The sequence below is a fragment of the Hymenobacter montanus genome, from assembly GCF_014699115.1.
Lineage (GTDB): Bacteria > Bacteroidota > Bacteroidia > Cytophagales > Hymenobacteraceae > Hymenobacter > Hymenobacter montanus.
On the sequence record NZ_JACXAD010000018.1, the window covers coordinates 22,107 to 34,112 of the forward strand.

12 protein-coding genes and 1 pseudogene are annotated in these 12,006 nt (G+C 58.2%); 6 read left to right on the forward strand and 7 right to left on the reverse strand.

Features of this window, described 5'->3' with window-relative positions:
• Positions 1-179: 179 nt before the first annotated feature.
• From IC235_RS22665 to IC235_RS15325, 4 genes and pseudogenes are all read right to left on the reverse strand, one after another.
• Positions 180-521, reverse strand: coding sequence for an SDR family oxidoreductase (locus IC235_RS22665; RefSeq protein WP_317173594.1), 342 nt, complete (start codon positions 519-521; stop codon positions 180-182).
• Between the two features lie 49 nt (positions 522-570).
• Positions 571-1,044, reverse strand: a pseudogene (locus tag IC235_RS22670) (SDR family NAD(P)-dependent oxidoreductase); the annotation flags it as partial.
• 236 nt (positions 1,045-1,280) lie between these two features.
• Positions 1,281-1,472 carry a hypothetical protein gene (locus IC235_RS15320; protein ID WP_191006072.1) on the reverse strand — a complete coding sequence of 64 codons (192 nt, stop codon included), beginning with the start codon at positions 1,470-1,472 and terminating at the stop codon, positions 1,281-1,283.
• A gap of 99 nt (positions 1,473-1,571) precedes the next feature.
• Positions 1,572-1,958, reverse strand: coding sequence for a Rid family detoxifying hydrolase (locus IC235_RS15325; RefSeq protein WP_191006073.1), 387 nt, complete (start codon positions 1,956-1,958; stop codon positions 1,572-1,574).
• 49 nt (positions 1,959-2,007) lie between these two features.
• Between IC235_RS15325 and IC235_RS15330 the strand changes: the two genes are divergently transcribed.
• Positions 2,008-2,715, forward strand: coding sequence for a 3-hydroxyacyl-CoA dehydrogenase family protein (locus IC235_RS15330; RefSeq protein ID WP_191006074.1), 708 nt, complete (start codon positions 2,008-2,010; stop codon positions 2,713-2,715).
• Between the two features lie 346 nt (positions 2,716-3,061).
• On the opposite strand, the gene glmS is transcribed toward IC235_RS15330, so the two are convergent.
• The 3 genes from glmS to IC235_RS15345 all read right to left on the reverse strand — a co-directional run bounded on the left by glmS (position 3,062) and on the right by IC235_RS15345 (position 7,224).
• On the reverse strand, positions 3,062-4,897 hold the full coding sequence (gene glmS / locus IC235_RS15335; protein WP_191006075.1) for a glutamine--fructose-6-phosphate transaminase (isomerizing): 1,836 nt from the start codon (positions 4,895-4,897) through the stop codon (positions 3,062-3,064).
• A gap of 76 nt (positions 4,898-4,973) precedes the next feature.
• Positions 4,974-6,428, reverse strand: a complete 1,455-nt coding sequence (locus IC235_RS15340; RefSeq protein WP_191006076.1) for a DUF4270 family protein — start codon at positions 6,426-6,428, stop codon at positions 4,974-4,976.
• Positions 6,412-7,224 (reverse strand): glycogen/starch synthase, encoded by an 813-nt coding sequence (locus IC235_RS15345; RefSeq protein WP_191006077.1) that lies wholly within the window; start codon positions 7,222-7,224, stop codon positions 6,412-6,414. The genes IC235_RS15340 and IC235_RS15345 overlap by 17 nt, the downstream gene beginning before the upstream one ends.
• Positions 7,225-7,344: 120 nt before the next feature.
• Between IC235_RS15345 and panC the strand changes: the two genes are divergently transcribed.
• The 5 genes from panC (at position 7,345) to IC235_RS15370 (ending at position 11,860) form a co-directional block, all read left to right on the forward strand.
• The gene (gene panC, locus IC235_RS15350; RefSeq protein WP_191006078.1) at positions 7,345-8,193 is read left to right on the forward strand and encodes a pantoate--beta-alanine ligase; all 849 of its coding nucleotides are present in this window, start codon (positions 7,345-7,347) and stop codon (positions 8,191-8,193) included.
• A 67-nt stretch (positions 8,194-8,260) separates the two neighbouring features.
• Complete coding sequence (locus IC235_RS15355) at positions 8,261-9,307, forward strand: lysylphosphatidylglycerol synthase transmembrane domain-containing protein (RefSeq protein ID WP_191006079.1); 1,047 nt, start codon at positions 8,261-8,263, stop codon at positions 9,305-9,307.
• A 361-nt stretch (positions 9,308-9,668) separates the two neighbouring features.
• The gene (locus tag IC235_RS15360; protein ID WP_191006080.1) at positions 9,669-10,433 is read left to right on the forward strand and encodes a class I SAM-dependent methyltransferase; all 765 of its coding nucleotides are present in this window, start codon (positions 9,669-9,671) and stop codon (positions 10,431-10,433) included.
• 168 nt (positions 10,434-10,601) lie between these two features.
• Entirely contained in the window at positions 10,602-11,087 is a 486-nt protein-coding gene (gene rfaE2, locus IC235_RS15365; protein WP_191006081.1) for a D-glycero-beta-D-manno-heptose 1-phosphate adenylyltransferase, read from the forward strand.
• A gap of 95 nt (positions 11,088-11,182) precedes the next feature.
• The gene (locus IC235_RS15370) at positions 11,183-11,860 is read left to right on the forward strand and encodes a zinc metallopeptidase (protein WP_191006082.1); all 678 of its coding nucleotides are present in this window, start codon (positions 11,183-11,185) and stop codon (positions 11,858-11,860) included.
• Positions 11,861-12,006 lie beyond the last annotated feature (146 nt).

Here is a 12,006-nt window from a genome sequence, read left to right on the forward strand (position 1 = left end):
CTTGTGCCACCGCACTGCCTACTTACCGCAGAAATGTAGGCAGTGCGGCATTTTCTCCTCGCCAAGGAGTCAGCGGAGGGTCAAGGTGCGCAGGGGAGTGGGCCGGGCGTAAACCAAGACCAGCCCAATCGGTTGCAGACAAACCGGCCGGTGCCCGCTGGCTTGTCTGCAACTCATGATCAGGTATTCAGGACTTCGCCGCCGTTGGGATGGATGGCTTGACCAGTGATGTAGGAAGCATCTTCCGAAGCCAGGAATACAAAAGCCGGCGCGACCTCCGAGGGCTGTCCGGGCCGCTTCATGGTAGTGTCCTTACCGAAGCTGGCTACTTTCTCGGCCGGGAAGCTGGCCGGAATCAGCGGAGTCCAGATGGGTCCGGGGGCCACCGTGTTGGCCCGGATTTTCTTCTCGGCCAGCTGTTGCGCGATAGAGCGGATGTACGCCGTAATGGCACCTTTGGTCGCGGTATAATCTACTAGCTGTTGGTTGCCCCGATAGGCGTTGATGGAAGACGTGGCAATATATGGAGTCGCCTTCCCGCAGGTGTTTCAGGGCTACCTTCACGACCCGCACCATGGCAAAGAAGTTAACCTGAAAGGTGTCCTCAAACTGCTCATTGGGCAGCTCAGCTACGTCGGTGCTGACGAATTGCTCAGCCGCGTTGCTGACCAGGATGTTGAGCCCGCCCAGCTCCTGTACCGTCTGCTCCACAATCTGCTCGCAGAAGTCAGCCTCGCGCAGGTCGCCCGCCATCGTCAGACAGCGGCGGCCTTCGGCTTCTACCAGCTGGCGGGTGGCGTAGGCGTCTTCCTCTTCCTCGGGCTGGTAGGTGAAGGCCACGTCGGCGCCCTCGCGCGCGAAGTGCACGGCGATGGCGCGGCCGATGCCGGAGTCGCCGCCCGTAATGAGGGCCACTTTGTCTTGCAGCTTGCCGCTGCCCCGGTAGTTAGGGCGGATGTATTCCGGTTGCGGGGTCATCTCTTCCTCCAGGCCGGGCTGCTGGCTCTGCTGCTGGGGAGGCAGGGTGGTGGGTTTGCTTTCCATCGGGTAGTCGGGGGTCAGGTGGGTGAACAGGCCCACTGGTGCATCCAGAAGGCCCTGCCCAGACTACGCCCTCGGTCAGCAATTGGTTTAGGCCGAGCTTGGTTCTGGAGCCGGCCCCGCGCACCTGCCCCGGCCCGCCCACTTCGGGAAGTCGCACAAGACCAGCTCATCACAAAAGCAGGGCGCCGCCGGCCCCAGCCCGCCGGCAATAGGAACGCGCGATTGGCCGGCAGGCGCTAGTCGCGGTTCTTAAAGCCCAACCAGAGCACCAGGCCCAGCAGCGTAATCCCGCCCCGGATGCCCCAGGCAACGCTGGGGCCCCATTTGTTTATCCAACTGAGAAAAACGTAGTGCACGTTGGGATTGATGAGCGGCAGCACCAGCGAAATGAGCCCAATAATGAGCAAGCCTAGTCCAAGTTCTTTCATGGGGGAGGGAAGGAAATGTGGCGCCCGCTTCGGCTTGCGGCCTTTCGTAACGCCCGCTGATTGCGAACAGTGCCCGGCATCCGCTAAGGCGGGCAGGCGTTAGTGCGCACCTACGGCGATGCAGGATATTTCTACTTCCACGTCGCGCGGCAAGCGGCTTACTTCCACCGTTTCGCGGGCCGGCGCCGTCGTGTCGTCAAAGTAAGAGCCGTACACTTGGTTAATGGTCGCGAAATTGCCGAGGTCTTTGACAAAAATACTGCACTTCACCACATCGGTTAAGGCGAGGCCGGCGGCGGCTAGTACGGCCGTCAGGTTCCGCAGCACCTGATGGGTTTGGGCGGCCACGTCGCCCGCGATTAACTGGCCGCTGGCATCCAGCGGGATCTGCCCCGATACGTACAGGGTATTGCCGGCTTTTACCGCCTGGGAGTAAGGCCCGATGGGAGCGGGGGCCTGGTCGGTGAGGATAATCTGGTGGGGCATAAGCACGCAAGGTTAGGGTATCTTTGGCACCAAAGTAACAACCGAAACCATGCATATTCTGGTCATTGATGGCGAACACGTCGAAGCCGAGCTCCGCCAGAAATTTGGGCTGACACACCAGTACTCATTCTTCACTACGGACTTTACTAGCGCGGTTACGCCGGCCCAGCAGCTCCTGCAGATGCAAGCGGCGGCTCAAGCGGCCGATGTGGTCTTTTGCTGCAAAGCCACTCAGGCATTGGGGCTATTCGCATCTTTAGGCCGGCCTGTTTTCGTAGAGGCTTCCTGCGCTGCGCTGCCGGAAAGCCTTGGGGATGAAATAGAAACCGCCGCTCCGGCTACCTCATTCTTCGGTTTCTGCGGCCTGCCGACCCTGCTCAACCGCGCCCTGCTTGAAGTCAGCCTCCAGCAGGAAGTCGACCGTCAGCGGCTGGCCGACGTTTGCACTGCGCTCGGCACGGCCTACCGGGTGGTGGAAAACCGGGTTGGTTTAGTTACTCCCCGCGTCATCTGCCAGATTATCAACGAGGCCTGCTACACCGTGCAGGAGGGCACCGCCAGCCTACAGGATGTCGACCTTGGTATGAAGCTGGGCACCAATTACCCCCATGGTCCCTTCGTCTGGGCGAATGCCCTTGGGGTCGAGCGCGTGTACACGGTGCTCGAGGCTCTGTGGAACGACACCCACGACGAGCGCTACAAAATCTGCCCCTTACTCAAGCGCCAGGCCTTGCGCGGCCAGCCGTTCGCGGTGTGATTACCAATGGGGCCAGGCCAACCCCTGCCAGCAGTAGAATTGACTCCGACCAAAGTTGTTCAGCGCTTAGCACGGTTTCTTGGTGAGGGTACTTGGCGCGGGCTCGGTGCCATCGAATCGGCCCACATCCGCGCTGAACCAATTGCGGTAAACCGGCCCAATCGCGTTGCAGCCACTGCCAATAGCGGCAGAGGGAAGGATGGGCTCTCCGTGAGCCTCCGCCCCGCTTTTGTGCATGTTACATTACACGGTTGCCAATTGAGCTAAGCTCCTTGGCGCCCTGAAATAGCGAGGCAGGGCCGCGTTGCCGCTGACCCTGCCCCTGAATCTATTGCCTATTTAATCCTTATTCCACCGTTACCGATTTAGCCAGGTTACGGGGCTGGTCCACGTTGCAGCCGCGCATTACGGCGATGTGGTACGAGAGCAATTGCAGCGGAACCACCGAAACCAGCGGCATGAGCACCTCGCTGGTGTGGGGTACTTCAATCACAAACTCCGCCATGGCTGGGATTACCGTATCGCCTTCGCTCACCACGGCGATGATGCGGCCTTTGCGGGCCTTCACTTCCTGAATGTTGCTCACCACCTTCTCGTAAGAGCTGTCGCGGGTGGCAATAACGACCACGGGCATGTTCTCATCAATCAGGGCAATGGGGCCGTGCTTCATCTCCGCAGCGGGATACCCCTCGGCGTGGATATAGCTGATTTCCTTGAGTTTCAGCGCGCCCTCCAGGGCCACGGGGAAGTTATAGCCCCGGCCCAGGTACAGGAAGTTGCTGGCATCCTTAAAGATTTCGGCTATGGCCTGAATCTCGGTGTCGAGCTCCAGGGCCTTTTCTACTTTGGCCGGAATCGTATCCAGCTCTACCATCAGTTCCCGCAGTTTGGTGTCGGTGATGGTGCCGCGTTTCTGGCCCATAATCATGGCCAGCAGGGTCAGCACGGTTACCTGCGCGGTGAAAGCCTTGGTGGAAGCCACGCCAATTTCGGGGCCGGCGTGGGTGTAGGCGCCGGCGTCGGTGGCCCGGGCAATGCTGCTGCCCACCACGTTGCACACCCCGAAAATAGTGGCGCCCTTGCCCTTGGCTAATTCAATGGCGGCCAGGGTGTCGGCCGTTTCGCCACTCTGGGAGATAGCGATTACAATGTCGCGCTCCGTGATAATGGGGTTGCGGTAGCGGAATTCCGAGGCGTACTCTACCTCCACCGGAATGCGGGCCAGGTCCTCAATCAGGTACTCGGCCACCAGGCCGGCGTGCCAGGAGGTGCCGCAGGCCACGATGATGATCCGCTGGGCATTCACGAACTTTTGCTCGTAGGCCCGGATACCGCCCATGTTCAAGTGGCTCGCTTCCAGTTCCAGGCGGCCGCGCATCGAATCTAAGATGGAGCGCGGCTGCTCAAAAATCTCCTTCAGCATGAAGTGCTCATAGCCACCTTTTTCGATGCTGTCCAGCTCCATTTCGAGCCGCTGGATGTACGGCGTCTGGCTGACGTCCTCCTTAGTGCGGATTTCGAGCTGCCCATCGCGGATAACCACAATCTCGTAGTCGTTCACGTACACCACCTCGTTGGTGTATTCGATGATGGGCGTGGCGTCGGAGGCGATAAAGAACTCACCTTCCCCAATACCGATAACCATGGGTGAGCCCTTGCGGGCCGCGATGATTTGGTTAGGCGCGTCCTTGCTCAGCACGACGATGGCATAAGCGCCTACTACTTCGTGCAGGGCCAAGCGTACTGCCTCCTCCAGCGAGCAAGCATTCTGCTTCTGAATCTCTTCAATCAGATTGACGAACACCTCCGTATCCGTATCGGAATGGAAGGAGTGGCCTTGCTTCTGCAAGTGCTGTTTCAGGGCCGCGTAGTTTTCAATAATGCCATTGTGAATGATGGCAATCCGCTCCGAAGTAGAGTAGTGAGGGTGGGCGTTCTCGTCGTTGGGCTCGCCGTGGGTGGCCCAGCGGGTGTGGCCCATGCCCACGTGGGCGCTGGTGTTTTTGGCCGAGATAAAGGCTTCTAGCTCACTAACCTTCCCCTTTTTTTTGTAAACGTTTAGCTCATCGTTGAGCAACGCGACTCCAGCGGAGTCGTAGCCACGGTATTCCAGCCGGTGCAAGCCTTTAAGAATGATAGGGCAGGCTTCGCGATGGCCCAGATACGCAACAATACCACACATGGCAGAAGGAGTTAGATAAAAAATAAAAATCAGAAATATTGGCCGCTTCGTTACTCATTGGGCCTTTCGCTACGGCTTAGCGTTTAGAGTAGTACACCCGCAAGCTGATGCGGTTGGCGTCGAGGGCCGCCCGGTTTAGCGACAACGCGGAAGAGGAGCGAATATTGGGCGTCAGCACCAGCGCAGCGGGGTTGCCATCGAGTGCCCCAGTTAGGTAAGCCTGCAGATAGTTGGTGATGGGAATGCTGTAGTAAGGCTGGGTGGTGGAAGCATCAACTAAGGTACCAGTGGCGGGACGCTCGCCAACCGTTGGCAGTGGCCCTAGCACCGGATAGCCATCGGCCTGCACCACCCGGTCGTACGAAGCAAAATTTATGATCCGCTGCAAAACGTTGTTGCTGGCCCCAACTTCCACCGCGTATAGCGCGGCCGGGTTGGGAAACAGCGCATTACTGAACGGCTTCACCGGTATGCGTAATTCTGCCCGGTTAATGGTTAGTCCAGAGGCATTTATCAGTTCCGTAAGACCCGTAAACGTTACCCGTGTGCCCAAGCCGGTGCCTTCCTGCGCATAGCTGGTACCCCCTAGCGCACTAGCCGATACCGCACCAGATTGGTTGGCTAGCGCTGCTAGTGCTGGAGGCAAGGCATTGGTAATCCGGGTAAAGTAGCGAGGGTCGCGGGCCGCGGGCAAGCCCAGCCCCCCGCTGTATACGGCACCGAAGAAGATAGAGTAAGTGCGTTGCTTCAGGTCATTGCCGTGAAAATACACGACCATGCGCTGGGGGGCCGCCCGGGTAAAACTCACGATGCTGCTGCTATGACTGGCGCTGGGAGCAATAGCCAGGCCTTTTAGCAGGCCATCGAGCTGGGCCTGACCGAAGCCGGGCCGTGAAAGCTGGTCAAACAAATCAGTAGCAAACTGCAGGGGAATGGCCGGAATGGCCGGCTGGTCCCCGACGGGCGGAAAAGCGCGGCGCTGCAGCAGCAGGCGCACCGTCTGGTCGGGCACGGCCGGCGTCGTCGTGGTTGCTGGTTGGGTGCGGTTGAGGCGGCTGGTTACGTTTTGACCCAGGGGCTCGTCAACGTCTACCTGCGAGCTGGCGTTGTACGTCTGCCGCTCATCGAGCGGGGCCCGCAGCTTGAATACGTTGAACTGCGCCGGCGTCGTAGCGCTGCCGTACACCTTGTCGAACCCCAGTACCAGAACCACCGAGTCCAGCACGGGCTGGGTGAACTTGGAAGGAAGCGAGTCAGCCGCGGCGTTGGTTATGACGTTAAAATAGGCGCGGGCTTCGGTGGTGCCCGCTACGTTGTCGGCCAGGCGGCCAATGAGGAAGTAGTCCGCTTTCAGGGTTTGCACCGGAGTCAGGCGCACGGTAGCGACATCCAACGGTAAGTCCCGGTATTCAGTGCTGATGGCCGTGGTATCGGGCAGGTCCACGTTCAGGTCGGTGCCTTTGTCGCAGCTTGTCAGGGCCAGGGTGGTCAGGGCCAGCAGGGGGGCACAACGGCTAGTTAGCCAATTCATTGTAAAGCGCTAGGTAAGAGGAGTGCAGGTTTTCGTCGGTGGCTACCTGGCTGAGCCGGTTGTGCAGGGCGTACTCGGTGAACATTCCGTTCATGTTGTCGCTGAAGTCCTCATCGGACCGCACGACGGTGTCGGCATATTCCATGCCCATTTTGATGAACCCACTGAAATCGGCCGACTTCAACGACGCCAGCATTTGGTCGTCGATGTCCAGCATTTTAGCTTTTTCGAGGATGTTGCCTTCAAACTTGTCGGCAAACTCGTTGTTGTAAATCGAGAATACCGACTTGGCATCCTTGAACACCGGGTCTTTCTTGTAAGTCGTTTTCAGGTACAGCGGAATCAGTCCGGTCATCCAGTCGGAGCAATGTACGATGTTGGGCGACCAGCCGAGCTTCTTTACCGTCTCGAGGACCCCTTTGCAGAAAAAGATGGCCCGCTCGTCGTTGTCGGGGTAGAATTTGTCGTTTTTGTCGACCAGGGCCGACTTGCGGTGGAAATAATCCTCGTTATCAATAAAATAGACTTGCAGCTTGGCCGTCGGAATAGAAGCCACCTTGATAACCAAGGGCTTCTCGTCGTCCCCTACGGCAATGTTGATGCCCGATAGGCGTACCACTTCGTGTAATCGGTTCTTGCGCTCGTTGATGATGCCAAAACGGGGTACGAAGATGCGAATTTCGTAGCCCATTTCCTGCATGCTGGCGGGTAGCCGACGCAGCATTTCCGCCACCTTCGTGGTCTGCAAAAACGGGTCAATTTCGGTGGCCGCGTAGAGGATTCGTAGCTTCGACATAGGGAATTATTGAAGAGAAAGGAACAAGGCCATGGTATGGGTGCACAAAATTAAACAATTTTGAGCGGAAAATCAACAAAATAGTACTTCAAGGGCCATTCCGATTGCCTTCCTCTTATTATGCAGATACTACCGACCGCCGCCAGGTTGCAAGCGTACACCGAACAGGCCCGCCAAATTGGCAAACGAGTGGGCTTGGTCCCGACCATGGGAGCCTTGCACGATGGGCACCTGCAACTGGTGCAAGCCGCCCGAGCCGCGTGTGATGAGGTGATAGTGAGCATCTTCGTCAACCCCACGCAGTTCAACAATGCCGAGGATTTTCGTCTCTACCCCCGCGTGCCCGACGCGGATGCGGCCATGCTGGGGCCGGCAGGGTGCACCGCCCTTTTCGTGCCCTCGGTAGAAGAAATGTACCCTCAGCCAACCGTGCTGCGCTTCGACTTTGGGGCCTTGGAACGCGTGATGGAAGGGGCCCACCGGCCCGGCCATTTCAACGGCGTGGCCACCGTGGTGAGCAAACTTTTCCATCTGGCGCGACCTCATCACGCTTATTTCGGCCAGAAAGATTGGCAGCAAGTCGCTATAATTCGCCAGTTGGCCGCCGACTTATCATTCGACCTGGAGATTGTAGCCTGCCCCACCATCCGCGAAGCCGATGGGCTTGCCATGTCCTCCCGTAATCGCCGGCTCGATCCCGCGGCCCGGGCGGCCGCGCCGCGCCTGCACCAGGTGCTGGCCGCCGCCGCCGGGCAAGTGCGGCAGGGCGTTGCCCCCGCCCAGGTACGCGCCGCGGCCGAGGAGTCCTTGCGCCCCGACCCGCTCATCACGCTCGAGTACGTAGAGGTGGCCGACGCGCAAACCCTGCAGCCCCTGAGCGAGTACATGCCGGGCCGGGCCGTGGTGCTCTGCCTGGCGGCCCATCTGGGCGGCGTGCGGCTAATCGACAACGTGGTGGTAGAAGACTGACCCGCCAAGGTGGGAGCGCGGGTTACCTTTGCCGCTTCTTACGGCTAGCCTTTTTGTTTCAATTGCCTTGAAGAGATTCTTCACCATTGTAAAATACGCCCTGTTGCTGACCGTTTCGGCGGCGCTGATGTGGTACGCGGTACGCGGGCAGGACCTGGCGAGCATTGGGCACTACATTGCTACGGCCAATTATTTTTGGCTGGCTATAACGCTTACGCTGTCGGTACTGGGTTACTTCAGCCGCGCCTACCGCTGGCAGATGCAACTCAATGCCTCGCAAACCCCGGCCGCGTATTGGCCAGTGTACCACGCCATGATGGTGGGCTACCTCGCCAACCTGGTGCTGCCCCGCATGGGTGAGGTCATCCGTTGCTCGGTGTTGCGGCGCACGAGTGGCGTGCCGGTCCAGGTGGGGCTGGGTACAGTGGTTACCGAGCGGGTCATCGACGTGTTGGTGCTGCTGAGCCTGTTGAGCACGGTGCTGCTGCTGGATTTTAACACGTTCTGGGATTTTGTGACCCAAAATGTGCTGGGCGGACGCTACGATACCGTGGCCCGCAATCGAACGCCGCTGCTCATTGCCGCCGTCATTGGCGGGGTGCTGCTGCTCACGGCGGGGTACGCGCTGTTTCGCAACCTGGAGCGGCTGCGGCAAAATACCTTTTTCAACAAGGGAGTTCTCTTCGTAAAGGGGCTGCTGGCCGGAGCCTTCAGCGTGCTGAAGATGGAGCGAAAAGGGGTATTTCTGCTTCATACCGTATTTACCTGGGCCGTATACTACCTGATGGATTACCTGGCATTCTTCTGCTTTCGCGACACGTACAACCTTGATATGCGGGCGGGCTTGGCCGTACTCACCTTTGGGGCATTTGGTATGGCGGCCCCGGTGGCGGGCGGCATCGGGCCGTTTCACGTACTGGTGCAGGGCGTGCTGCTGGTGTATGGCGTGAGCAAGGAGGCGGGTATTGCCTACGCCCTGGTTGTGCACGGGGCCCAAACATTGCTGGTGGTGCTAATGGGCGGCATCAGCTTTGTGGCCGTAGCCGCCGCCGATAAAGGCAGCGTCCTGAGCGAAGCCGAAGCACTGGTAGACGAACCCCTGACCAGTGAGTGAATCAGTAATTTCGATTTAGAGCGCACCGAAGACTAGTGTATGCCTGCGAGAGCGAAGCCGGGGGGCCCAATACGGCAGGTGATCGAAATCGAACAATCCTCTTCTACCGGTGGGCAGCAAGCCAGACCCGCGGGGGCCGGTCACTTTGGTCGGCGCGCTTCTGCACGTTTCGCACGGGTATTTGGCTCGCCGTTGCCGTTCTTACGCACCTGCTGGCTGGCGCATTGTCCGCAGAACTACCTTGTGGGTATGATAACCATCCTACTACGGTTATCACACCTAGACCGACGCACATTGCTTTTCGATATGGTTCCTTTGGGTTCAGTAGGATCATTCTCCTGCGGACCGGCTTCAAGCACGTATGAAACAAAGTCTACCGAGCTATCCTGCGGGCCTCGATTCGCTGGATATCCCCCGCGCAAACACCCAGAAAAACGTCAACAAGGCCCTGCTGGCTTACCTGCTGTCGGCATACGACCGCTCTGAGCCCTTGCGGGTGCTGGACATGCCATGCGGTGCCTTTGAATGGCTGGGTCTGTTAAACCAGCTTTTTCCGCGAGCCTCGTTGGTAGGCAGCGATCTCGCAACGGGAACGCCGCCCGGAGGGGTGCAGTTCTTGGCGGCTGATGCAACCCAGCCGTTCGACTTCGGCGGCAATTTTGACTTGGTAACTTCGATCAGCGGGATTATGATGTTCGGCAATACCCAGTCATTTATCCAGCACTGTTGTCGGCAGCTCAAAATCGGCGGCACCCTAGTGATCACCAACGACAATATTTTTACCGTGCGCGACCGGCTGTCGTTTCTGTTTACCGGGCGGGTCCGACGTTTCAAGCTCTTGCCCGAAACCGACGAAGCCATTTCGCAGCAGGTTTCCCTGCAGGAAGTATGTCGGCAGATGAACCGGAACGGCGTAGAAATCACCAAAGTCATCTACACTTCTTTCTACGCAGAAGACTGGCTGTTTGCCCCGTTGGCCATTATCCTGTACCCTTTTCAGTGGCTATCCCTGCGCCGGACCAAAAGCAGTATCCCGGGATCTCTTCGCCGGCAAATGTTTCCATTCAGCGCTTTGCTGGGCCGGCACTATCTGGTAATTGGGCGGAAGACGACAGAAACGGCCTGATACTGACTATCAACGATACGGATAGGAAGCATCAAGTGTGCAAGCTGAGGAGAGTGCTGGTATTTTGCTTGTAGCAGTCATCAGTCAGACATTAGTCTCCTGCCGGTTTGCTTAGCTGCTTCCTGTCGGCATCATATGTCGCATCTCTCACCAATCCAGTTATTGCTTATGTGGACCAAAGATAAAATCATGACCCGGCAGCAACTGCCCGTCACGCTGGCGGACTGGCGCGCGCAGGGCCGCAAAGTGGTTTTTACCAACGGCTGTTTCGACTTGTTACACCTCGGCCATGTCGATTACTTGGAGCACGCCCGCCACCTGGGCGACGCCTTGGTGGTGGGCCTTAACACCGACGCCTCGGTGAGCTGCCTTAAGCCTGGTCGGCCCATCCAGGATGAGGCGGCCCGGGCCCGCATCCTGGCTTCGCTGGCCTTTGTGGATGCGGTAGTGCTGTTCGGAGAACCAACTCCATTAGCGCTCATCGAACTGGTACAGCCCGACGTATTGGTCAAGGGCGACGATTACGCAATTGACGGAATTGTAGGCCACGAATTAGTGTTAAATCGGGGTGGGCAGGTACTAACGGTGCCTTTGGTACCAGGCTACAGTACTTCGCGCATCGTTGAGCGTATAAAGAGCGTCTCTGGTTTCTAGCCGCTGGGTGCTCGTTCGAGTAGCCACTGTCAATTAAGTACCGGAAGCCAGCCAGTAGCTAAAAAGTAATAACCCATAGTTTCCTTCACACAGTCATGTATCCCATTCTCATTCTGCTCATGCTCGCCAGCTTCGTCATTCAGTGGCGACTACGCAGCAAGTTCAAAGAATATTCTCAAGTAGGCCTAAAAGCCAACCTGACGGGCGCCCAGGTTGCCGAGTTGATGCTGGCTGACCACGGCATCACCAATGTGCGCATCATCAGCACGGAGGGGAGCCTGACCGATCATTACAACCCCACTGATAAAACCGTTAACCTGAGCGAAGGGGTGTATGCCGAGCGCAGTGCCGCCGCTGCCGCCATCGCCGCCCACGAGTGTGGCCATGCCGTGCAGCACGCTACCGCCTACTCCATGCTGCAGTTCCGTTCGGCGATGGTGCCGGCCCTGAGTGCGGTCTCTACCTGGATGCCGTGGATACTGCTCGCGGGCGTGGTGATGATCAACCGTAGTGTGATTCCGCTCGGCGTAGGCATTGTCTTATTCTCGCTGACTACCCTGTTCTCTTTTGTTACCCTGCCGGTAGAGTTCGATGCTTCCAACCGAGCCCTGGCCTGGATGGACAAGCGCGGGGTGGTAACTACCCAAGAGCATGCCATGGCGAAGGATGCACTGTGGTGGGCCGCTATGACGTATGTGGTCGCAGCCATCAGCTCGCTGGCTACCTTGCTCTACTACGTCAGCATCTTTATGGGTGGAAGCCGGCGGAATTAACGGCGAGGATATATAAGCAAGCATAAAAAAGCCACCTCTCGAACCGAACGGTGGCTTTTTTGCGTTTGGATATAGGACCAATGAGTGAGCTGTCAACCATCGAGCCAGCACCTGCCTGTTAACTCTATGATGTTAAAATAAAGCTG